The sequence below is a fragment of the Micromonospora luteifusca genome, from assembly GCF_016907275.1.
GTDB classification, from domain to species: domain Bacteria; phylum Actinomycetota; class Actinomycetes; order Mycobacteriales; family Micromonosporaceae; genus Micromonospora; species Micromonospora luteifusca.
On sequence record NZ_JAFBBP010000001.1, the window covers coordinates 4,661,579 to 4,682,637 of the forward strand.

At 72.6% G+C, this 21,059-nt stretch carries 23 protein-coding genes; 13 read left to right on the forward strand and 10 right to left on the reverse strand.

Going from position 1 to position 21,059, the window contains the following annotated elements:
* Positions 1-26: 26 nt before the first annotated feature.
* Positions 27-341, reverse strand: coding sequence for an STAS domain-containing protein (locus tag JOD64_RS21285; RefSeq protein ID WP_204943817.1), 315 nt, complete (start codon positions 339-341; stop codon positions 27-29).
* 95 nt (positions 342-436) lie between these two features.
* On the opposite strand from JOD64_RS21285, the gene map reads away from it, so the two are divergent.
* Both map and JOD64_RS21295 read left to right on the forward strand, forming a co-directional pair.
* Positions 437-1,294 (forward strand): type I methionyl aminopeptidase, encoded by an 858-nt coding sequence (gene map / locus JOD64_RS21290; protein WP_204943818.1) that lies wholly within the window; start codon positions 437-439, stop codon positions 1,292-1,294.
* Complete coding sequence (locus tag JOD64_RS21295; RefSeq protein WP_204943819.1) at positions 1,291-2,004, forward strand: VIT1/CCC1 transporter family protein; 714 nt, start codon at positions 1,291-1,293, stop codon at positions 2,002-2,004. Before map ends, JOD64_RS21295 begins: the two co-directional genes overlap by 4 nt.
* Before the next feature lie 6 nt (positions 2,005-2,010).
* Here the strand turns inward: JOD64_RS21295 and JOD64_RS21300 are convergent, their stop codons facing one another.
* The 7 genes from JOD64_RS21300 to JOD64_RS21330 all read right to left on the reverse strand — a co-directional run bounded on the left by JOD64_RS21300 (position 2,011) and on the right by JOD64_RS21330 (position 8,629).
* Positions 2,011-2,691, reverse strand: a complete 681-nt coding sequence (locus JOD64_RS21300; RefSeq protein WP_204946174.1) for a nucleotidyltransferase domain-containing protein — start codon at positions 2,689-2,691, stop codon at positions 2,011-2,013.
* A gap of 270 nt (positions 2,692-2,961) precedes the next feature.
* Entirely contained in the window at positions 2,962-3,462 is a 501-nt protein-coding gene (locus JOD64_RS21305; protein WP_204943820.1) for a nitroreductase family deazaflavin-dependent oxidoreductase, read from the reverse strand.
* Positions 3,463-3,504: 42 nt separating this feature from the next.
* The gene (locus tag JOD64_RS21310) at positions 3,505-6,285 is read right to left on the reverse strand and encodes an FtsX-like permease family protein (RefSeq protein WP_307813541.1); all 2,781 of its coding nucleotides are present in this window, start codon (positions 6,283-6,285) and stop codon (positions 3,505-3,507) included.
* A complete protein-coding gene (locus JOD64_RS21315) occupies positions 6,282-7,016 on the reverse strand; it encodes an ABC transporter ATP-binding protein (RefSeq protein ID WP_372434174.1) in 735 nt (244 codons plus the stop codon). Before JOD64_RS21315 ends, JOD64_RS21310 begins: the two co-directional genes overlap by 4 nt.
* Positions 7,013-7,615, reverse strand: a complete 603-nt coding sequence (locus JOD64_RS21320; RefSeq protein ID WP_204943822.1) for a PadR family transcriptional regulator — start codon at positions 7,613-7,615, stop codon at positions 7,013-7,015. Before JOD64_RS21320 ends, JOD64_RS21315 begins: the two co-directional genes overlap by 4 nt.
* Before the next feature lie 52 nt (positions 7,616-7,667).
* Positions 7,668-8,105 carry a ferritin-like domain-containing protein gene (locus JOD64_RS21325; RefSeq protein ID WP_204943823.1) on the reverse strand — a complete coding sequence of 146 codons (438 nt, stop codon included), beginning with the start codon at positions 8,103-8,105 and terminating at the stop codon, positions 7,668-7,670.
* Positions 8,102-8,629 carry a hypothetical protein gene (locus JOD64_RS21330; RefSeq protein ID WP_239559608.1) on the reverse strand — a complete coding sequence of 176 codons (528 nt, stop codon included), beginning with the start codon at positions 8,627-8,629 and terminating at the stop codon, positions 8,102-8,104. Before JOD64_RS21330 ends, JOD64_RS21325 begins: the two co-directional genes overlap by 4 nt.
* A gap of 154 nt (positions 8,630-8,783) precedes the next feature.
* Here JOD64_RS21330 and rimP point away from each other — a divergent pair, with 154 nt between their 5' ends.
* The 10 genes from rimP (at position 8,784) to JOD64_RS21380 (ending at position 18,634) form a co-directional block, all read left to right on the forward strand.
* Positions 8,784-9,473 carry a ribosome maturation factor RimP gene (gene rimP / locus JOD64_RS21335; protein ID WP_204943824.1) on the forward strand — a complete coding sequence of 230 codons (690 nt, stop codon included), beginning with the start codon at positions 8,784-8,786 and terminating at the stop codon, positions 9,471-9,473.
* The gene (gene nusA / locus JOD64_RS21340) at positions 9,470-10,513 is read left to right on the forward strand and encodes a transcription termination factor NusA (protein ID WP_110566126.1); all 1,044 of its coding nucleotides are present in this window, start codon (positions 9,470-9,472) and stop codon (positions 10,511-10,513) included. Before rimP ends, nusA begins: the two co-directional genes overlap by 4 nt.
* Before the next feature lie 16 nt (positions 10,514-10,529).
* Entirely contained in the window at positions 10,530-10,862 is a 333-nt protein-coding gene (locus tag JOD64_RS21345) for a YlxR family protein (RefSeq protein ID WP_204943825.1), read from the forward strand.
* A gap of 93 nt (positions 10,863-10,955) precedes the next feature.
* On the forward strand, positions 10,956-13,979 hold the full coding sequence (infB, locus tag JOD64_RS21350; protein ID WP_204943826.1) for a translation initiation factor IF-2: 3,024 nt from the start codon (positions 10,956-10,958) through the stop codon (positions 13,977-13,979).
* A 90-nt stretch (positions 13,980-14,069) separates the two neighbouring features.
* A complete protein-coding gene (locus tag JOD64_RS21355) occupies positions 14,070-14,366 on the forward strand; it encodes a DUF503 domain-containing protein (RefSeq protein WP_110566129.1) in 297 nt (98 codons plus the stop codon).
* 126 nt (positions 14,367-14,492) lie between these two features.
* A complete protein-coding gene (gene rbfA, locus JOD64_RS21360; RefSeq protein WP_204943827.1) occupies positions 14,493-14,993 on the forward strand; it encodes a 30S ribosome-binding factor RbfA in 501 nt (166 codons plus the stop codon).
* The gene (locus JOD64_RS21365) at positions 14,990-16,048 is read left to right on the forward strand and encodes a DHH family phosphoesterase (protein ID WP_204943828.1); all 1,059 of its coding nucleotides are present in this window, start codon (positions 14,990-14,992) and stop codon (positions 16,046-16,048) included. The genes rbfA and JOD64_RS21365 overlap by 4 nt, the downstream gene beginning before the upstream one ends.
* Positions 16,049-16,156: 108 nt before the next feature.
* Positions 16,157-16,564, forward strand: coding sequence for a hypothetical protein (locus JOD64_RS21370; RefSeq protein ID WP_184182526.1), 408 nt, complete (start codon positions 16,157-16,159; stop codon positions 16,562-16,564).
* Complete coding sequence (locus JOD64_RS21375) at positions 16,564-16,773, forward strand: DUF6186 family protein (protein ID WP_203151123.1); 210 nt, start codon at positions 16,564-16,566, stop codon at positions 16,771-16,773. Before JOD64_RS21370 ends, JOD64_RS21375 begins: the two co-directional genes overlap by 1 nt.
* Positions 16,774-17,320: 547 nt before the next feature.
* Positions 17,321-18,634 carry an MATE family efflux transporter gene (locus tag JOD64_RS21380; protein WP_204943829.1) on the forward strand — a complete coding sequence of 438 codons (1,314 nt, stop codon included), beginning with the start codon at positions 17,321-17,323 and terminating at the stop codon, positions 18,632-18,634.
* Positions 18,635-18,651: 17 nt separating this feature from the next.
* Here JOD64_RS21380 and JOD64_RS21385 read toward each other — a convergent pair whose 3' ends face one another.
* Positions 18,652-19,656: a hypothetical protein gene (locus tag JOD64_RS21385; RefSeq protein WP_204943830.1), complete on the reverse strand. Its 1,005-nt coding sequence runs from the start codon at positions 19,654-19,656 to the stop codon at positions 18,652-18,654.
* Positions 19,657-19,666: 10 nt separating this feature from the next.
* Positions 19,667-19,969, reverse strand: a complete 303-nt coding sequence (locus tag JOD64_RS21390; protein WP_204943831.1) for a hypothetical protein — start codon at positions 19,967-19,969, stop codon at positions 19,667-19,669.
* Positions 19,970-20,168: 199 nt separating this feature from the next.
* Here JOD64_RS21390 and truB point away from each other — a divergent pair, with 199 nt between their 5' ends.
* Positions 20,169-21,053, forward strand: a complete 885-nt coding sequence (gene truB / locus JOD64_RS21395; protein WP_204943832.1) for a tRNA pseudouridine(55) synthase TruB — start codon at positions 20,169-20,171, stop codon at positions 21,051-21,053.
* The last annotated feature ends 6 nt before the right edge of the window (positions 21,054-21,059 follow it).

The following is a 21,059-nucleotide window of genomic DNA, read 5'->3' on the forward strand; positions in this document are numbered from 1 at the left end:
CGCGCGCCCGACGGCGTCGGAGCGGCTCAGGCCGGGCCGAGCCAGCTCTGCTCGCCCAGGCCGGAGATCTCCAGCACCCGGCGGACCTGCCGCGACGGCAGGACGGTGAGCACGCCCGGAAATTGCTGGGCGAGCCGGACCAGGGCGTGGATGGCGGCCGAGTCGAAGAAGGTGACGGCACTCAGATCGAGGGTGATCCGCTTGGCGGGCTCGCGGAGCGCGGTCTGGAGCATGGTGTCGGCGGTCGCCATGTCGACCTCACCGGCCACCCTCACCTGGAGGTGGTCGCCGTCGATCTCCGCGCTGGCAGAGAAGACGGGCGGTGCTCCCCCTTGATCCACGCTGCCACCATGGCACAGCCGACCTGGCAGGGCAACAACCCCTCCGGAGCGCCCGTGGCGCGGGTCACCAGCGGCCCCGGCGATAGGCTGGTGTCATGACCGTCCGTCCGCCTCTGACGCCAGGCGCGCTCTCCCCGATGCGACCGGTGCCACCCCAGATCGCCCGACCGGAGTACGTGGGCAAGAAGCGCCCACAGGAGTGGCGCGGCTCGCACGTGCAGACGCCGGAAACCATCGAGAAGATGCGGATCGCGAGCCGGCTCGCCGCCCAGGCGACCCAGCTCGCCGGCGAGCACTGCAAGCCCGGAGTGACCACCGACGAGATCGACAAGGTGGTGCACGAGTTCCTCTGCGACCACGGCGCGTACCCGTCGACGCTGGGCTACAAGGGCTTCCCCAAGTCCTGCTGCACCAGCCTCAACGAGGTCGTCTGCCACGGCATCCCGGACTCCACCGTCCTGACCGACGGCGACATCATCAACGTCGACGTGACCGCGTACATCGGCGGGGTGCACGGTGACACCGATGCCACCTTCTGCGTCGGCGAGGTCAGCGAGGAGGCCCGGCTGCTGGTCGAGCGGACCCACGAGGCCATGATGCGCGGCATCCGCGCGGTCGCCCCGGGTCGGCAGATCAACGTGGTGGGCCGGGTCATCGAGTCGTACGCCAAGCGGTTCGGCTACGGCGTGGTCCGCGACTTCACCGGCCACGGCATCGGCGAGACCTTCCACAGCGGGCTCTACGTGCCGCACTACGACAGCCCGCGCCCCACGGACATCATGGAGCCGGGGATGACGTTCACCATCGAGCCGATGATCACGCTCGGCACCTACCAGTACGACATGTGGGACGACGGGTGGACCGTGGTCACGAAGGACCGGAAGTGGACAGCCCAGTTCGAGCACACCATCGTGGTGACTGACGATGGTCACGAAATCCTGACCCTGCCGTGACGGAAACCCCGGCGGCGCTGCGCGAGGCGCACCACGCGGACGTCTCGGGCGGCTGGCTGCGCCCGGCCGTCTTCGGCGCGATGGACGGACTGGTCACCAACATCGCCCTGATCGCCGGTGTCGGCGGTGGCGGGGTGTCGCCACGCAGCATCGTGCTCACCGGCACGGCCGGGCTGGTGGCCGGTGCGATCTCGATGGGGCTCGGCGAGTACACCAGCGTGCGCTCCGCCAACGAGCAGGTCGCCGCCGAGGTGGCCAAGGAGCGCCGGGAGCTGGAGCGGCACCCCGAGGCGGAGGCCCGGGAGCTGGCCGACGCCTGGGTCGCGCGAGGCCTGCCGCGGGACCTCGCCACCCAGGTCGCCGAGGCGGTGCGGCGCGACCCGGAGGAGGCGCTGCGGGTGCACGTCCGCGAGGAGTTGGGCGTCGACCCCGACGACCAGCCCAGCCCCTGGGCCGCGGCGATCTCGTCGTTCCTGTTCTTCTCGGTAGGCGCGTTGGTCCCGCTGCTGACGTACCTGTTCGGCGCCACCGAGCTGTGGCTGGCACTCGCCGTCGGTGGGCTCGGCCTGTTCGCCGCCGGTGCGGTGGTAGCTCGCTTCACCCAGCGGCCCTGGTGGACCAGCGGGCTGCGCCAACTGCTGCTCGGCGCGGCGGCGGCCGGCGCCACCTACCTGATCGGGTCGCTGATCGGCGTACAGAGCGGGCTGTGACACCGCTCAAAGGGTGAGCAGCTCGTCGACCGTGCCGTCGACCGCCCGACCCCGGGCGGCCAACTCCTCGGCCTGCCGGCCCAGCACCACACCCACCTCGGTCATGTCCGCGCCGGCCAACCCGGTGCGCCGTACCGCGTCCCCGGGGTCCCGGAAGTACGTGCGGCTCAGCAGTCCGGACACCGTGGCCGCCGCCAGCCGGGCCTCACCGAGCATCAGCAGGGCCTGGTCGGTCTCGTACCACTCGGCGAGCCGGGCGGCCCGGGCGTGCGCCGCGCTGCCCCGATACCAGGCCTGCCGGGCCGCGGTGCTGAACTCCGCCGGCCGGGCCCGGGCCAGCCGACCGAGATGCTCGTCGCGCAGCGTCCGCAACCAGCCGGTCGGATCGTGCAACGCCTGGGTGGTGACATACCGGTCCGCGGTCAACGGCCACAACGGGGAGAGCACCCGGGCCTGCGCCAGATAGTCCTCGGCGGAGGCCACGGTCAGGTCGACCAGCACCCCGTCCACCCGCCGGGTCGCCGGTCGCGGACCCGAACCGGGCCGGTAGGTGACCACCAGCAGACCCGCCTCGCGGTCCCCACCGCCGTCATCGTCGCCATGAGCCAGCGGCCCATGCACCGCGACCGCGAGCACATCGGCCGGGAACCGCCGCTGAACCGCCTCGGCGACCCGTTCCGCGACCATCCAGCGTGGATCGTCGAAACCTCGGCCGACACCGGCCTCTCCGCTGCTCGCGCTCACGGCAGTGCCTTTGTTCGCGACTGCGGGGCTTGCAACCCCGGCTCACTCCTCGCGCTCACGGTGCCGGCTTTTGTTCGCGACTGCGGGGCTCGCAACCCCGGCTCACTCCTCGCGCTCACGGTGCCGGCTTTTGTTCGCGGCTGCGGGGCTCGCAACCCCGGCTCACTCCTCGCGCTCACGGGTAACCCGCCTTTTGTTGGCGACCGGGCCAGCCTAGCCAGCCGACGGCGGACCGGCCGGCGCGCCGCGCCCGGTCGGCACGAGCCGGAAGATGCGGATCTCCCGGCCGCCGGCCCGCTGCACGTACGTGCGGTACGCGGGCCATTCGGTGACAAGTAGCTGCCACAACCGGTCCCGTTCGGTGCCGGTGGCCGGTTCGGCCCGCACCGGGACCCGCCGACCCTTGACGTACACCTCCGCGGCGGGATCGGCCAGCAGATTCATCGCCCAGCCGGGGTGCTGGGTCTGCCCCCAGTTGGACCCGATCACCACGTACGCGTCGTCGTCGGGCACGTAGAGCAGCGGATTGCTGCGTGGCTTGCCGGAGCGGCGACCGGTCGTGGTGATCACCAGGGACGGGATCAGGCCGAGCGCGACCACCCGGCCCCGGGTGAGTCGACCGACCACCCGGTCGGCGGGGACCAGCAGACGTGCGGCGGCGCCGAACCAGCGATGATGACCGACTCGACGGGTGAGGGTTCCCAGCACTGACACGCGGATCAGTGTGGCGGCTGCCAGCCCGGTATGCCACCGGCGTCAGTCGAGCTGCCGCTCGATCGGCAGTCGGGCGCGGGTGAACAGGCCCGCCCCGAGCATCGACACCACCGGCACCAGCACCAGGACCCCGAGCGCGGGCCACGGCACCAGATAGGGGTACGGATCGGGGACCGGCCAGCTGGTCGCGTACTGCCGGTTGACCGAGAACAGCACGATCGCGGCGGTGCCCAGCCCGGCCACGATGCCGAGCACCGAACCCAGCCCGGCGATGACCCCGGCCTGGCAGATCGCCAACATCCGGCGTACCGCCGGTGCCGCGCCGACGGCCGCGAGGGTGGTCAGCTCGGCGCGTCCCTCAGCGGCGGCGAGCGCGGTGGCGATCCCGGCCGCACCCATCGTGATCACCCCGGCGGCCGCCGCGAGCAGCAGGAGCAGCGGTGAGATGTCGCGGGGGCCACCGCCGTACTCCACATGTAACGAGAACGTGCCGAAGTTCCGCAACGCGGCGGTGAACCGTTCCTGCCGATGCCGGTCCGGCGTTGTCGAGGTGCCGATCACCCAGCCGGACGGTGACCAACTCAGGCCGAGTTGCCGGGCCGCGGACGGTGAGAGCAACAGGTGGGGCTGGCCGATCGGTGCCGGCAGCGCGTACCCGGGGAGGTCGGCGGCAGCGGATGGCCGATCCGTCCCGGAACCCGCCTGGTTCACCCGTACGGTCACCAGGCCGTCGTGCAGGTAGCGCGGGTCGGTCACCACCACGCCCCCGGCGCGCAGCACCGCCGTGGCGGCTGCGGTGGCGGCCGGGTCCGCGCCGGTGATCAGCGGCAACGAGCTTCCGTCGTCCACCCCGGTCTGCACGTAGGCGTCGTAGTAGTCCGTCTCGCGGATCCGGCAGCGCGGGTCGGCCCGAGCCTGCCGGCGGTGCGTCGCGGAGAGGTTGTCCCCGGGCTGCCAGGGGCAGGTCTGCTCCGGCGGCAGCGCCGGCGCGACTTCGCAGTAGCCCGTGCCGGGCGGCGCGCAGGCGACCGTGTGCAGCGGGGCGACCGCGTCGGTACCCAACTGGTCCCGGGCCGCGGTGGCGACCTGGGCCAGCGTGGGCTGCCGAGCCGGATCGTGGGCGTAGACCAGCATGTGGCCCGCCGGCAGCATCGGCTGGTAGGCGCGCGCCTCGCGTGCTCCGTTGCTCGCCAGGTACCCGCCGAGCGCCACACTGCTGGCGACGGCGGCCATCACGGCGCAGATGGCGGGTGCGGCGGATGCCCGGTTCCGGCTGGCGTCGCGCAACGCGATGCGCGGCGCCAACGGCAACACCCGGCCGAGCCGGGCGAGTGCGCCGATCAGCGTGGGTGTGCAGCACACCAGGCCCAACTCGCCGAGGATCAGACCGGTGAGGATCACCGCCGGGGAGGTGCGGGCGGCCCCGAAGGCCGCCAGACCCGCCCCGCCGGCCACCAGCGACAGCCCGAAGGCCAACCAACGGGTCCGGGACGCCGGTGGGGTACGTCGACCGGCGAGCCCGGCGCTGACGTCCTGCCGGGCGGCGGTCCAGGCCGGTGCCAGCGCGGCGAGCACCCCGGCCAGCACCGCGACCCCGCCGAGCAGCACCAGCGCGGCCGGCCAGCAGCGGTACCCACCGAAGCGGGCGCCGAAGACGTACTGCTCCACCAGCGGACGACCGACGAACGCCGCGCCGACGCCGACCAGCAGGCCAGCGGCGGCGCCCAGCACACCCAGCACCACGCCGTCCGCCAGCACGACCCGACGAAGCTGGGCGGCGTCCCCGCCGGCCACCGCGACGAGCGCCAGATCCCGGCGGCGGCGACGGACGCCGACCGCGAAGGCCGGCCCGACCAGCAGCACCACCTCCAGCAGCCCGAGGCCGGCGATCAGCACTCCGATGCTCAGGTCGTTGGTGGCGCTCGGGTCGAAGGAGCCGAGCCACATCCGCGTCCGTTCGGCCGTCGAGTCGACCGGAGGGCGGGTGGCCACCACCACGCCCTGGTCGTTGAGTCGGGACACCAGTGCGGCATCGACGGTGCCGGGCACGTCCGCCAGCCAGATGCTCTCCGGCCCGGGACCGCTCCGTGGCGCGGCCCCCGGGTGCAGCGCCACCACCGTGCCGAGATCGTCGGGAAACTCGACCACCCCGACCACGGTGTACGCCCGGCTCCCGTCCGCGAGGGCCACGGCGTGACCGAGGCGCAGGTCCAGGCGCCGTAGCGCCGCGGGGCTCACCGCGACCTCGCCGGGCTGCTGCGGTGCCCGGCCGGCCCGGAACCGCACCAGTCCACGGGCCAACGGGTCGCCGAGGTCCAGCACCCGCCCCTCCACGTCCTCGTCGCGGTGCGGACCGCGGAGCATCAGCGGGATTCGGCGAACCTCGGTGGCCCGGCTGCCCGGCCCGAGCAGCGCGGTCACCTGAGCGGCGGTGACCTGGGCGGTGCGTTGCCGCTCACCCTCTCGCGTGTACCAGCTCTCACCCCACTCGTCCTGTCCCACCGGTGCGTCGCCGACCCAGCGCAGCTCCGCGTCGGCCACCCCGAGCCGGCGGTCCATCCGTTCCTGCGGGGTCAGCTCGGCCATGTCGTAGCTGGCCGCCAGGAAGGCCAGCGCGGCCACCGGGAGGGCGATCATCGCGAGCACCAGGGCGGTCCTTCGCCGGGCCCGTCGGGACTCCCGCCGGGCGATCCGCAACGCCGCCCGCCAGGAGCCGGTCAGCTCGGCGATCCGCCGCCGGCCGACGCGGGCGGGTGACGCGATCGGCGGCGCCACGGCGGTGTCGGCCCGGCCCGGGGCCGGCTTCGTACGGCGGGTGGTCACCGCTCGCTGCCGGACAGCAGCTGTTCGACGCTGCCCAGGGGGGCCGTTGTGTCGACCAGCACGCCGTCGCGGAGGAACACCACCCGGTCGGCCCAGCCGGCGTGTCGCGCCTCGTGCGTGACCAGCACCCCGGCGGCACCCGCGTCGATCCGGCGGCGCAGGAGGTGCAGCACCGCCTCGCCGGTCTGCGAGTCCAGTGCCCCGGTGGGCTCGTCGGCGAGCACCAGCCGCCGCTCGCCGACGAGCGCGCGGGCGATGGCCACCCGCTGCTGCTGCCCGCCGGAGAGCTGGTCGGGGAAGCGGTCACCCAGCGCGGGCAGGCCGACCTCGGTGAGCGCGGCCAGGGCCAGCGCGCGGGCCCGGCGTCCGCTGGCGCCGTCGAGCTCCAGTGGGAGCGCCACGTTCTCCAGTGCGCTGAGGCTGCCCAGCAGGTTGAGTTGCTGGAAGATGTAGCCGATCCGGCGGCGGCGCAGCTGGGCCAGCCCGCGACGGTCCAACTCCCCCAGCGGTTGGCCCTCGACCCGGACCTCGCCGCCGGTCGGGCGGTCCAGCCCACCGGCGAGGGCCAGCAACGTCGACTTGCCGGAGCCGGACGGGCCCATCACGGCGACCAGTTCGCCGGGCCGAACGACCAGGCTGACGCCGCGCAACGCCTGGACCGCCGCGGGTCCGGTCCCGTGGGTGCGGTGGACGGCGCGTAGCTCCAGCACCGCGTCGTCCGATCCGCTCACCGTCGTGCCTCCTCGCCGGCCCATCGCGCCGCGTCCAGCGCGTCGGCGTCCGCCGGGAGGGGAGGGGGAGGGCCCGGGTCGCTGGGCTGGTGCCGGACCAGACTGGTCTCGCAGTGGTCCAGCCAGCGCACCTCAGCCTCGGCCTGGAACACCATCGAGTCCAGCACCAGGCGCCAGGGAAGGTCCTGCGGTCGGTTGCTGCCGTACTTCAACCTGGTCAGCTCCTGCAGCGCCCGGATCGTCGCGCTGCGCTGGGCCTGCACCACCGAGCGGACGTCCACCCCGGGTGTGGTCAGCGCCAACGCCAGCTTGATCGCCAGCTCGTCACGGGGTCGGTCGGTACGGCTGACCGGAGTGGTGAACCACAGCGTCAGATCCGCCCGGCCGGCGTCGGTGATCTCGTACGGGCGCTGCCCGGCCTCACTCTCCGGCAGCGGGCGCACCAGACCGTCCCGTTCCAACCGGGACAATGTGGTGTAGACCTGCCCGATGTTCAGCGGCCAGGTCGAGCCGGTCGACTCCTCGAACGCGGCCCGCAGCTGGTAGCCGTACATCTGGCCCCGTTCGAGCAGGGCGAGCAAGCCGTGACGGATGGACATGGCAACGGAGTATGCATACCTGGTATGCGCACCGCAACCGGAGCGGGCCGGTTCAGGTCGGACGACCGGGAAACGGGACAGTCAGCGGGGTCAGCCCGGCCATCTTGCGCCACCGGGTGGCCCGTACCGCGTACTCGACGAGGGCAGCCAGCGCCTGGTCCCGGTCGGCGCCGGTGGTGGACGCCAGCGCTGCCCGCCAGTGCGCGGCCGTGCGCTCCTCCACCTCCGCGGCGAGTCGTAGCGCGCTGGCCCGGTCCGTGACCGGGAACGGCAGCGCGTACCCGGCGCGGTCCGGCGGCACGACGCCACCGGCCGTACTCAGCTGCACCACCAGCGTGTCGCGTCGGCTTCGGTGGGCGGCCTCGGCCTGTTGCGCGGCGTCCCGCGCCGCCCCGGTGAGCCGGACGCCGATCCGCCCGTAGGCGTAGATGGCCGCGTACTCGGCGGACAGGGCGGCGGCGAGCGCCTCCCCGGCGGACGGCTGCCTCACTTCAGTGCCTCCTGGTGGGTGGCTCGGGCCGCGGTGATCGACCCGAGCAGTGCGGCCCGTTCCGCGGGTGCCGCCGCGCAGGCGGCGGTGGCGGACTGCTGGGCGGTCTTCTCGAGCCTGCGCAGGGCGGCGAGCGCACCTGCCGGGTCGGTGGCCGGCTCGGCGCTGGGGGCGGCGGCGACCGTCGACGGCAGGGCGACGCCGATCACCCGGGCCAGCTCGGTGGCGTGTGCGGTGTGCGCCTCGGCGATCGGGCCGAGCCGGTCGGCCAGTTCGGGATGCGCGGTCGCGCTCGTCCGGTACGCGGCGGCCAGCGCGAGTGACTCGTCGACCATCGGCCGTAGCGGGTCCGGTGGTGGCGCTGGTTGGTCGTCACGGTCGAAAAGATCACAGCCGGTCAACGGCACCGCGGCGCCGCCGAGCGCCAGCAGTGCCCCGGCGCGCAGGAGCTTTCGCCGGGAATGTCCGGATGCTTGGTCGCGCTGTGTCGTTCTGCCGGTCCCCACCGGACAAGTCAACACCATCCGCGCCGGTGCGGGGGCCACCGACGTCGGTGCGCCGCCCGGTCCGCCGCCGGGCAGGCGCGTTACGCTCTGCGCAGCCACCGGCGCGTCCGCTCCGGTGGCGTGCCGGCATGGCGGGAAGACCGATCGCCGTCGACCAGAGAGAGGTGCGGAGATGACGCAGCGTGGCCGTGCCACCAGCTCGACAGGTCGACCCCGCGATGGTGCGGGCCCCCGCGGCGGTGATCTCGCCGCGCGGCGTGCCCGGCTGCGGACCGTGATCGAGCCCGTGGTCAACGATGCCGGCTACGACCTGGAGGACCTGTCGGTTTCTCGGGCTGGCCGCCGGCACGTGGTGCGGGTGATGGTGGACAAGGACGGCGGGATCGACCTGGACGCGGTCGCGGACGTCTCCCGTGCGGTGTCGACCGCGCTGGACGCCGCGGAGGAGACCGGTGGCGACATCGTCGCCGGGGAATACCAGCTCGAGGTCAGCTCGCCGGGCGTCGACCGGCCACTCACCCTGCCCCGCCACTGGCGGCGCAACGTGAGTCGGCTGGTCAAGGTCACTGTCCGGGGCGCGACCTCGCTGCCCGGCCAGCGTGGTGAGCAGCCCGCCGGTGACCGTCAGCTGACCGGTCGGGTGGTCGCGGCCGATGACGAGGGCGTGCAGCTGGAGACCGAGAGTGGTCGCGCTTCCCTGGCGTACGCCCAGCTCGGCCCGGGTCGCGTGCAGGTCGAGTTCACCCGGCTCGCCGAACTCGGCGAGCCGGACGAAGAGTTCGACGACGCGGACGATTCAGACGAGATCGACGATTCAGACGACATCGACGACGAAGATGATGTGGAGGACGAGGAGAGGTGAACATCGACCTCGCGGCGCTGCGCGCACTCGAGCGCGAGCGGGAGATCCCGTTCGACACGATTCTCGCGGCGATCGAGACCGCGCTGCTGACCGCCTACCGGCACACCGACGGCGCAGAACCGCACGCCCGGGTGGAGATCGACCGCAAGTCGGGCGCCGCCCTGGTGTACGCGCAGGAGATGGACTCCGACGGCAGCCTGGTGCGGGAGTGGGACGACACCCCGCACGACTTCGGTCGGATCGCCGCCATGACCGCCAAGCAGGTGATCCTCCAGCGCCTGCGGGAGGCCACCGACGAGGTGCACTTCGGTGAGTACGTGGGTCGCGAGGGCGACCTGGTCACCGGCGTGGTGCAGGCGCACGAGACGCGCACCGAGAAGGGCATCGTCAGCGTCGACCTCGGCAAGCTGGAGGGCGTGCTGCCGCAGTCCGAGCAGGTGCCCGGCGAGCGGTACGCGCACGGCGAGCGGGTCCGCTGCGTCGTGGTGCACGTCGCCAAGGGCATGCGCGGCCCGCAGATCACCCTGTCCCGGTCGCACCCGGCGCTGGTCAAGAAGCTGTTCGCGCTGGAGGTGCCGGAGATCGCCGACGGCACGGTGGAGATCGGCGCGATCGCCCGTGAGGCAGGTCACCGCACGAAGATCGCCGTACGCTCCACCACCCCCGGAGTGAACGCCAAGGGCGCCTGCATCGGCCCGATGGGCCAGCGGGTGCGCGCCGTGATGAGTGAGCTGCACGGTGAGAAGATCGACATTATCGACTGGTCGGACGACCCGGCCACCTTCGTCGGCAACGCGTTGTCGCCGGCCAAGGCGCTGCGGGTCGAGGTGGTCGACCTGGCTGGTCGAGCCGCCCGGGTGACCGTTCCGGACTTCCAGTTGTCGCTCGCGATCGGTCGGGAGGGGCAGAATGCCCGACTCGCGGCCCGACTGACCGGTTGGCGGATCGACATTCGGTCCGACGCGGAGCAGACCGCCCCGGCCGCGCGTGAGGCAGCTGATCACGTGCGGGAGCCGGGCGGCGCGATCTCGGGCAGCTAGGGGTAGACTTCCTCCAGTGGTACGACGCGCAACGCCGGAACGCACCTGTGTGGGTTGTCGGCAACGTGCGCCGGCCAGCGAATTGCTGCGGGTCATCGCGGTCAGGGACGAGGCTGGTCTCAGTCTCCGGCCTGATCCGCGCCGCAGGCTGCCGGGTCGGGGAGCGAACATGCACCCGGATCCGGCCTGCTTCGCGCTGGCGGTGCGTCGCCGCGCCTTCGGGCGCGCGCTGCGCATCACCGAGGTTCTCGACCACGGTTTGCTGGCAGAGCACGTCGATGCGCCAACCACTACGTCCGGTCAGCCCGACCGGGCGAGGGTCGCTAGCAGGGTAGGACGACCGACATGAGCACACGATGAAGTCCCTGAAATGACCAGGCTTCAAGTGCACGAGTGAGGTCGCTGCGGGTGCTGCCCGCACGACCTCGGAGTGAGGAGTGCAGTGGCAGGCAAGGCCCGCGTACACGAGCTTGCAAAAGAGCTCGGGGTCGAGAGTAAGACCGTTCTCGCCAAGCTGAAGGAAATGGGCGAGTTCGTGAAGTCCGCGTCCAGCACCGTCGAGGCGCCCGTCGCCCGGCGGCTGCGTAACGCATTCGTCGCGTCCGCCGGTGCTCCGGCACCGGCCGCCCCGTCGGCGCCTGCGTCGACGCCGGCTTCGAATCCGACCCCGACGCTGTCCCCGACCCCGGGCGCGCCCCGGGTCTCGGCCAAGCCGATGCCGCCTCGGCGGCCGGCCGCGCCGGCACCCGGTCCGAAGCCCAAGGGTCCGGTGCCCGGTGCGCCGCAACCGGCGGCCCCGGTCGCCAAGCCGGCGAGTGCCCACGACATCGAGGTGGCGGCCGCGGAGGCGCGTGCCGCCGCGCTGAAGGCTGAGCAGGAGGCCGCGGTCAAGGCCGCGCAGGCCGCCCGCCAGCAGCAGCGGGACAACCCCGTTCGCCGGGAGCCTCCGGCAGAGGGCAACCGCCCCGGTCCCGGCCCTCGGCCGGGTCCCGCCGCGATGCCCCCCCGTCCCGGTTCACCGGCTGCTCGTCCGAGCACGCCGGCTCCGGGTCCGGGTGCCCGGCCGGGCGGTCGCCCGCCGGCGCGCGGCGCCGGTAACAACCCGTTCGGCATCCAGGGTGGCCAGCAGCAGCGGCCCCCGGCCGCCGGCGCGGGTGGCCCTCGGCCCAACACCCCGGCGGGCATGCCGCCGCGGCCGAGCCCGAACTCCATGCCGCCGCGGCCCAGCCCGGCGTCCATGCCGAGTCAGCGTCCGGCTGCCGGTCGCCCCGGTCCCGGTGGCGCTGGTCGCCCCGGTGGCGGTGGCGCTGGTCGTCCCGGTGGCGGCGGCGGTGGTTTCCGTGGCGGTCCCGGCGGTGGCGCCGGTGGCGGTGGCGGTTACCGCGGCGGCCCTGGTGGCGGCGCGGGTGCCGGCGGTGGCGGTGGCTACCGTGGCGGTCCCGGCGGCGGTGGCGGTGCTCCCGGTGGCGGTTTCCGTCCGGGTGCTCCGTCCGGCGGCGGCGGTCGTCCGGGTGCGGGTGGTCGTGGCCGTGGCGGCGGCGCCGCGGGTGCCTTCGGGCGTCCGGGTGGCCGGCCGACGCGCGGTCGCAAGTCCAAGAAGCAGCGCAGACAGGAGTTCGACAACCTGTCGGCTCCGACCATGAGCTCGGGTGCTCCCCGGGGTCAGGGTCAGGTCGTCCGGCTTTCCCGTGGCGCCTCTCTGTCCGACTTCGCCGACAAGATCAACGCCAACCCGGGTTCGCTGGTCCAGGAGATGTTCAACCTGGGCGAGATGGTCACCGCGACCCAGTCCTGCTCTGACGACACCCTGCAGCTGCTGGGTGAGCACCTGGGCTTCGACATCCAGATCGTCAGCCCGGAGGACGAGGACCGCGAGCTGCTCGCGCAGTTCAACATCGACCTCGACGCGGAGGTGGCCGAGGAGCGTCTGGTCAGCCGTGCGCCGGTGGTGACCGTCATGGGTCACGTCGACCACGGTAAGACCAAGCTGCTCGACGCGATCCGTAAGGCGAACGTCGTTGCCGGTGAGGCGGGTGGCATCACCCAGCACATCGGTGCGTACCAGGTGCACGTTCCGCACGATGGTGTGGACCGCGCGGTGACCTTCATCGACACCCCGGGTCACGAGGCGTTCACCGCCATGCGTGCTCGTGGTGCCCAGGTGACGGACATCGTGATCCTGGTGGTCGCGGCCGACGACGGCGTGATGCCGCAGACCATCGAGGCGTTGAACCACGCCAAGGCGGCCGACGTGCCGATCGTGGTCGCGGTCAACAAGGTCGACAAGCCCGAGGCGAACCCGGACAAGGTCCGCCAGCAGCTCACCGAGTACGGCCTGGTCGCCGAGGAGTACGGCGGCGAGACCATGTTCGTCAACGTGGCAGCCAAGCCGGGCATCGGCATCGAGGAGTTGCTCGAGGCTGTCCTGCTGACCGCCGACGCGTCGCTGGAGCTGACCGCTCCGATCGACGGGCCGGCGCAGGGTGTGGCCATCGAGGCGCACCTGGACAAGGGTCGCGGTGCGGTGGCGACGGTGCTCGTGCAGAAGGGCACCCTGCGGGCAGGCGACTCGATCGTCGCCGGCGGGGCGCACGGCCGGGTCCGGGCCATGCTCGACGAGAACGGCAACCAGCTCTCCGAGGCTGGGCCGGCCCGTCCGGTCATGGTTCTGGGTCTGACCGCGCCGCCCGGTGCGGGTGACACGTTCCTCGCCGCGGCGGATGACCGCACGGTGCGGCAGATCGCCGAGCAGCGGCAGGCACGGCGGCGGGCGGCGGCATTCGCCAACTCCCGTGGTCGGGCCACCCTTGAGACGCTCATGGAGCAGCTCAAGGAGGGCGAGAAGACGTCGCTCAACCTCATCCTCAAGGGCGATGTCTCTGGTTCTGTGGAGGCCCTGGAGGACGCGCTGTTCAACCTCGACATTCCCGAGGAGGTCCAGCTCAAGGTCCTCGACCGGGGTGTCGGCGCGATCACCGAGAGCAACGTCATGCTCGCGAGTGCCTCGTCCGAGCCGGTCACGATCATCGGCTTCAACGTGCGGGCCTCGAACAAGGTCCGTGAGATGGCCGACCGCGAGGGCGTGGAGATCCGGTACTACACCGTCATCTACCAGGCCATCGAGGAGATCGAGGCAGCGCTCAAGGGCCTGCTCAAGCCGGAGTACGAGGAGGTCGAGCTGGGCAGCGCGGAGATCCGCGACGTCTTCCGCTCGTCCAAGATCGGCAACATCTCCGGTTGTATCGTCCGGTCGGGCATCATCCGACGCAACGCGAAGGCTCGCCTGCTTCGGGACGGGACGGTCGTGGCGGACAACCTCACGATCACCTCGCTCAAGCGGTTCAAGGACGACGCCACCGAGGTCCGCGAGGGCTTCGAGTGTGGTCTGACCCTGGGTGGTTACAACAACGTCCAGGTCGGCGACGTCATCGAGACCTTCGAGATGCGGGAGAAGGTTCGCGCCTGATCCGGCAGTGACACGCTGATCAAGGGGTTTACGCCGAATGGCGTAAACCCCTTGATCATGCGGGGCGGGTTGGCGGTATCGTCCGAGGCGATGTTCACCGGAACCGCGGTCTTCGACCTGCTGCTGCCGGGCGACTCACGGTCGCTCAAAGCCAAGAGATCATATGTACGGCCGATCGTGGCGGCGCTGCGCCGCTTCGAGGTGTCGGCCGCCGAGGTGGGTGCGCTCGACCTGCATGGTCGAGCGCAGATAGCGGTGGCCGTGGTGGCCGCCGAGACGGGGCACGTCCGCGAGGTGCTCGACTCCTGTGAGCGTCTGGTGGCCGGCCGCCCCGAGGTCGAGTTGCTGTCGGTGCGGCGGCGGCTGTACGGCGTGGACGACGACTGACCACGGTGCCGGCTGTGCCGGGCGACCGGTGCGGCCGCGAAGGTAATGTTCGAGATGTTGGCCGGTCGGCCGGCGACCTCCGGGTCGTCGGGTCGGCCGGGAGCAGGACGCCGTGGAGGTGGCGAGATGTCTGATCCGGCCAAGGTACGCCGGCACGCGGAACGGGTGCGTGAGCTGGTCGCGTCGGTGGTGCGGAGCCAGATCAAGGACCCGCGGCTCGGGATGATCACCATCACCGACGCCCGGATCACCGCGGACCTGCGTGACGCGACGGTCTTCTACACCGTGCTCGGTGACGCGGTGGCCCAGGCGGACACCGCCGCGGCGCTGGAGAGCGCCAAGGGGCTGTTGCGCAGCACGGTCGGCAAGGCGCTCGGGTTGCGGCACTCGCCGACCCTCACGTTCGTCCTGGACGACGTGCAGGACCAGGTCAAGCACATCGACGACCTGCTCGCCGCCGCCCGCAACGCCGACGCCGAGGTGCAGCGGCTCGCCGCCCAGGCGGAGTACGCGGGCGAAGCGCAGCCGTACCGGGTGGATGACGAGACGGATGAGGCCGACGAGACGGCCGAGGCCGAGGAGGCCACTGGCGCCGAGGGCACCCCGCGGGGTGGGGAAACGCGGTGACCAGCACCGCCAGCGTCCCGCTCGCCGGGGCGGCCGGGTTTGCTCCCGCCGAGACGGACTGGGCCGCGGCCGAGGCGCTGGTGCGGGCTCTCCCGCCGAGCGGTCGGGTGCTGCTGATCTGTCACGTCAACCCGGACGGCGACGCGCTGGGCAGCATGCTCGGCTTCGGTCTGGGGCTGCGGCAGTTCGGCGTACGCGAGGTGCAGGCGACTTTTCCCGGGCCGCCGGAGGTGCCCGAGCCGTTCCGGGGGCTGCCCGGGCTCGATCTGCTGGTTCCGGCGAGCGCTGCGGACCCGGCACCTGACCTGGTGATCTGCTTCGACGCGGCGAGCGAGTCACGCCTCGGTGAGCTGGCCGGGCGGTTGTCGTCCGCTCCTGCGGCGCTGGTGCTCGATCACCACGCCTCCAACCTCGGCTTCGGCACGGTCAACCTGGTCGACCCGGGTGCCGCGGCGACCTCGGTGGTGGCTGAGCAACTGCTGGCCCGGCTCGGGGTCGTGGTGGATCCGGCCATCGCCGAGTGCCTCTACGTGGCCCTGACCACGGATACTGGTTCGTTCCGGTTCGAGGCGACCACCCCGGCGGTCCACCAGATGGCCGCCCGGTTGCTGGCGACCGGCATCTCGCCCGGTGACATCTCCCGGCGGGTCTTCGACACCCGGCCCTTCGGTGCGGTGCGTCTCTTCGGTGAGGTGCTCGGCCGAGCGCAGTTGGAGCCGGCCGCTGCTGGTGGCCGAGGGCTGGTCTGGACCTTTGCCACCCTGGACGACCTGGCCCGGCACGACCAGCGGCCGTACGTGCTGGAGGCGCTGATCGACTCGGTGCGGTGCACCGCCGAGGCGGATGTGAGCTGCGTGTTGAAGCAGACCACGCCCGGCGAGTGGGCGGTGTCGATGCGCAGCAAGGGCGCGGTGGACGTCAGCCGGGTCGCGGTGACGCTCGGCGGTGGTGGTCACCGGTTCGCGGCCGGGTTCACCGGTCGGGGCAGCGCCGAGCAGGTGGTCGAGTCGATCCGCGGCCAACTGGGCGCCGCACTGATCCGCCCCGGCGGCTGACACCGGCGAACGTAATCGTCGCCGTCGATCGATTGGCCGAGAAGATCAGGGTCAGTTCCGGGGAGTGTTGGTCTTCCCGCGCTCCGTGAGACCGGGAAGAATTGCGGGATGGAGCAGCCGCACGACCTCACCGTGGAGGCCCCCCGCGCCTGGGATCGGCCCGCCGTCTCCGTTCCCGTCCTCGTCTGCCTGTCGCTAGTCGGTGGTCGGTTCGTGTCGTTCTCCACCGAGGCGAATCTGTTCACCCTTGGCACCGGCGGGGTGCTGATCTGGCTCGGTCTGAGCAATCGGGTGCCCCGCCGACCGGCGCCGCGCCGGCTGGGCGCGGGGGCGGTCTGGTGGGCGGTGCCGGTGGTGGTCTTCGGGGTCTTCGAGGGCGTGACCTTCGTGCTGGCGGCTGGCGATGAGTTCCCCACCTTCTCCCGACTGGCCGATCCTCTCCTGGAAGATCACCTGACCCGGTCGGCGGCGTGGTTCGCCTGGCTGGCCGCCTTCTGGGGGCTGGTGCGGCGATGATGCGAGCGCTCGCGATCGGCGGCTTTCTCACCGCGCTGGCCCTCTTCGCGGTGGTGGAGTGGATGGCCCGGCGGGAGGGCTCCCGGATCCCCACCCTGGGCGAGGTCTGCGCGTACGTGATGCGCTACGAGGTTGGCCCGGTGCCGGTGGGCCGGATCGGTCTGTTCGGGTTCTGGTGGTGGCTGGGCTGGCACTTCCTGGCCCGCTGAACCGGGTTGCCGCCTGTCCATATGGCGGGAACCGTAAGCAGCATGTGGACCTGAACGATAACTTGGGAGACGGGCCGGTGCCGCGTGGCGGCGCAGGTCATGGGTGGTGGTGCCACACCTCGTGCCGCCTCCCTCCAGGGTCGGACCGACCCGGGCTCACGCTGCCCAGCCGGCTGCTCCGGTAACCCCGGACTGCCGTGGGGCGCTCAGCACGACCGCCCGCGAGGGCCGCCGCGTGCCGGCGGCTCGCGCCCTGGAAGGAGCGCCACCATGCCGAACAAGCCCAAGCCCGAGACCACCGACGACGCCCGCGAGCAGGCCCGCCGCGCCCTGCAGACGTCGATGGACACCCGTCAGTGATCCGACCCGTCCGGCGGTGACGTCGCCGACGGCCTCCGTCGACCGCGTCGCCGCCTGACCGGCCACCCCGCCCGGGCGGACAGGCCCACCGGTCCGTCAACCGTTGGCCGGGGCAACCCCAGAGTCGCCCCGGTAAGTGCTGCCGGCTCTTGCGATCCTTACTCCGGCCGTGACAGGATCGCCGACGATGAACACCAGCACCCTCGTCGCGTCCCCCCGGCGGATCGCCAGCCTCGCCCTACCGGCTCTCGTGGTGCTCGCCGCCGAGCCGCTCTACGTGCTTGTCGACACAGCCGTGGTCGGTCACCTCGGCCGGGTGCCACTCGCCGCGCTCGCCGTCGGCGGCACGGTGATGACCCTCACCGCATGGGTCGGCACCGTGGTCGCGTACGGCACCACCGGGCGCGCGGCCCGCCGCTTCGGCGCAGGCGACCGCGCCGCCGCGGTGGCCGAGGGCGTCCAGTCGTCCTGGCTGGCGTTCGGTGTCGGCCTGCTGATCGCGATCGGCATGCAGTTCGGCGGGGGCGCGCTCGCGCGTACCCTCGTCGGTGGAACTGGCGACGTGGCCGACGCCGCCGCGCACTGGCTGCGGATCGCGGCCCTCGGCGCCCCCGGCCTGTTGCTCGCCGCCGCCGGCAACGGCTGGCTGCGCGGTGTGCAGGACACTCGCCGACCGCTGGTCTTCGTGCTCGGCCCCAACCTGCTCTCCGCGCTGCTCTGCCCGCTGCTGGTCTACCCCGGCGGGCTGGGCCTGGTCGGTTCGGCGGTGGCCAATGTCGTCGCGCAGACGCTCTGCGGGACGCTCTTCGCCGCGGCGCTGGTCGCCGAGCGGGTGTCGCTGCGGCCCCGGCCCCGCGTGATCCGCCAGCAGTTGGTGCTCAGCCGGGACCTGCTGATCCGAGGGGTGGCGTTCCAGGCCAGCTTCCTCTCCGCGACAGCCGTCGCCGCCCGCTTCGGCGCCGCCGCCGTCGGTGCCCACCAGATCGCCCTGCAACTCTGGTTCTTCACCGCGTTGGTGCTCGACGCCCTAGCGATCGCCGCGCAGTCCCTGGTCGGCGCCGCGCTCGGCGCCGGCGACGACGCGGGCGCCCGGGCGCTGGCCCGCCGGATCGGGCTGCTCGGCGGCGTCTGCGGCGTCGGCTTCGCGCTGGTCGTCGCCGCCGGCGCCGGCGTCGTGCCGTCGTGGTTCAGCTCCGATGCGGGGGTACGCGCACAGGCCATGACGGCCTGGCCGTGGTTCGTCGCCATGCTGCCACTGGCCGGGGTGGTGTTCGCCCTCGACGGCGTGCTGATCGGCGCGGGCGACGTGCGGTACCTGCGCAACCTCACCATCGTGGCGGCGCTCGGGGGCTTCCTGCCGGCCATCTGGCTGACCTACGGGTTCGACCTCGGGCTGGGCGGCATCTGGGCCGGGCTCACCCTGTTCGTGGTGATCCGGCTGGTCGCGCTGCTGCTGCGTCTGCGCAACGGCAGTTGGGCGGTGACCGGCGCGGTCCGCTGACGCCGCCGCCCCGCCGGTCAGCAGCGCGTGGTCGTCGGCGCGGGCGCCTCGAGGTCGAAGATCGTGCCCGGGTCACCCGCGGGAATCCGGTCCCGGTGCACGTCGGCCACCCAGAACTGCTCGTGTACCCAACCGTCCCGCAGCGCGTCACAGTCCGCGTTCCAGGTCACGGCATCTGCCGAGGTGATCCAGAGGCCTCGGGCGGAGGCCGGCACGTCGTCCGGGTGCGGCACCTGCCACACCACGCGGTCGCGCAGCGCCACCACGCTGGCACCGGCGGGCGCCCGCAGGTCCACGTCGAACGGGTACGCCCAGACGAACTCCGTGGAGACCTCCAGTACCCGGATGCCGTTCGCCTTGGTGGCCCGGTAGCTGATCCGGCCGTCGGCGCGGGCACCAGGCTCCCACTCCGACGGCGACGCCATCCGGGTCGCGTACCGCAGGAAGCTGTTGTTGGAGAAGTCCGCCCGGATCTGCTCGCGGGTGTCCGGGGCGAGCAACGCGAGGAACGGCTCCGGGTCGCCCATGAACATCGAGATGTCGATCCGGCTCTCGACCAGTGCCTTGCGCACCGATTCCAGCGCGGTCCGCACCTGGGTCTCGGTGAACGGCCCGGTCCCCTTGGCCGCCGGCATCCGCACGGCCTCCTCGGCTGGCGCGAAGGAGGCCGCGGGCGACCCGGCGAACAGGTCCCGTGGCTCGCCGACCCTGCTCAGCGGTGGCGTCGGGCTCGCTGTGGGGCTCGCCGAGGCGGACGCGCCGCCACCACCGGTGATCCGGCCGACAAGCACCACGCCGCCGACGACCATCAGCAGTGCCAGCACCAGCCCGAGGCCGACCAGCAGTGCCCCGTTGTGCCGGGCCGAGAAGAAGCGGACGCGGTCCCATCCGGTGGGTTGGTGCTCGGTCTGCGAGGACCGCATCCACTCCGGTAGCTGCACCGGGTTGACCTGCGCGACCGCGGCCGGTGGCGGCTCGACCGGGTCCGTCGGCGTGGGCTCGTTCGGCGACGTGTGTTCCATCGTTCCTCCGTCAGTATTCGCCGCTGGTGGCCAGCGCAAGCAGGTAGTAGGCGCCGGTCACCAACACGGTCCCGAGGACGGCGGCCACGACGAACGACAGCACGGCGACGAGGTTCGGATGCGATTCGCTCCACCGGGTCCGGTCGCGCCAGTGCCACACGGCCCGGCGCACGGTCCGCAGCGCCGGCCAGCTCTCGATCAGGTCGTCGACGTAGCGCGCCGGGGTCCATCGCCTCGGCGCCGGATGCCGCATCCACTCCGGCAGGTCGACCCTCGCGCGGTGGTGATGGGCCGGACGGCGGTCGGGGCTCATCGGCGGTCCGATCTTGGGTCGACGGCAGCGGGCGGATGATCTTCGCACCCGCAGGGGTCGGCCGGATGCCCTGCCTGACAAACCGCCTGATCGACGCCTCGTCCCGACAAAGCCGCTCAGCCCGCAGGGCGGAGGCTCGGGTCACGCCGGGCGTGCCCAGGCACTGCGGGGTACGGGCCATCTGGCAGGCTTGGCCGACGTGAGCACCGATGGTCTGATCGTGGTCGACAAGCCCGGCGGCATGACGTCGCACGACGTGGTGGCGCGGATCCGCCGACTGGCGAAGACCCGGCGGGTCGGTCACGGCGGCACCCTCGACCCGATGGCCACCGGTGTGCTGGTGATCGGCGTGGGCCGGGCCACCCGCCTGCTGACGTACGTCATCGGCGCGGGCAAGAGCTACACCGGCACCATCCGGCTCGGTCAGGCCACGGTCACCGACGACGCCGAGGGCGACGTGATCGCCACCGCGCCGACCGGCCAGGTCACCGACGAGGCGATCCGGTCGGCGCTGGGCGCGCTGAGCGGCGAGGTCGACCAGGTGCCGAGCGCGGTCAGCGCCATCAAGATCGACGGGCAGCGGGCGTACAAGCGGGTCCGCGACGGAGAGAGCGTCGAACTGCCCGCCCGGCGGGTCACCATCTCCCGGCTGGACGTGCTGGCCATCCGCCGCACCGAGCCGGACGTGGTGGACGTGGACGTCGACGTGACCTGCTCCTCCGGCACGTACATCCGGGCCATCGCCCGGGACGCGGGCCTGGCGCTCGGTGTCGGTGGGCACCTGACGGCGTTGCGGCGGACCGCGGTGGGTGGCTTCGCCCTCGCCGAGGCGGCGACCCTCGACGAGTTGGAGCAGCGCGCCCCGGACGTGGTGAACCTGCCGCTGGACGCGGCGGCCGACCGGTTCTTCCCGCGCCGGGAGGCCACGCCCGACGAGGCCCGGGTGCTCGCCCACGGCGGCCCGCTCGACCCGGCGGGACTCACCGGCCCGTACGCCGTCTTCGGACCGACGGGCGGGCTCATCGCTATCGTCAGCGAGCGGGACGGACGGGCTCGCGCGGAGATCGTGCTCGCCCCGGCCTGACGGCGG

What these genes read in the sequence shown, in the direction of transcription:
- map (WP_204943818.1), top strand. Translation starts at nt 437, where the DNA reads ATGACCGTCCGTCCGCCTCTGACGCCAGGCGCGCTCTCCCCGATGCGA.
- JOD64_RS21300 (WP_204946174.1), bottom strand. Translation starts at nt 2,691, where the DNA reads ATGGTCGCGGAACGGGTCGCCGAGGCGGTTCAGCGGCGGTTCCCGGCC.
- JOD64_RS21320 (WP_204943822.1), bottom strand. Translation starts at nt 7,615, where the DNA reads ATGTCCATCCGTCACGGCTTGCTCGCCCTGCTCGAACGGGGCCAGATG.
- JOD64_RS21330 (WP_239559608.1), bottom strand. Translation starts at nt 8,629, where the DNA reads ATGGTGTTGACTTGTCCGGTGGGGACCGGCAGAACGACACAGCGCGAC.
- rimP (WP_204943824.1), top strand. Translation starts at nt 8,784, where the DNA reads ATGACGCAGCGTGGCCGTGCCACCAGCTCGACAGGTCGACCCCGCGAT.
- JOD64_RS21355 (WP_110566129.1), top strand. Translation starts at nt 14,070, where the DNA reads ATGTTCACCGGAACCGCGGTCTTCGACCTGCTGCTGCCGGGCGACTCA.
- rbfA (WP_204943827.1), top strand. Translation starts at nt 14,493, where the DNA reads ATGTCTGATCCGGCCAAGGTACGCCGGCACGCGGAACGGGTGCGTGAG.
- JOD64_RS21370 (WP_184182526.1), top strand. Translation starts at nt 16,157, where the DNA reads ATGGAGCAGCCGCACGACCTCACCGTGGAGGCCCCCCGCGCCTGGGAT.
- JOD64_RS21375 (WP_203151123.1), top strand. Translation starts at nt 16,564, where the DNA reads ATGCGAGCGCTCGCGATCGGCGGCTTTCTCACCGCGCTGGCCCTCTTC.
- JOD64_RS21380 (WP_204943829.1), top strand. Translation starts at nt 17,321, where the DNA reads ATGAACACCAGCACCCTCGTCGCGTCCCCCCGGCGGATCGCCAGCCTC.
- JOD64_RS21385 (WP_204943830.1), bottom strand. Translation starts at nt 19,656, where the DNA reads ATGGAACACACGTCGCCGAACGAGCCCACGCCGACGGACCCGGTCGAG.
- JOD64_RS21390 (WP_204943831.1), bottom strand. Translation starts at nt 19,969, where the DNA reads ATGAGCCCCGACCGCCGTCCGGCCCATCACCACCGCGCGAGGGTCGAC.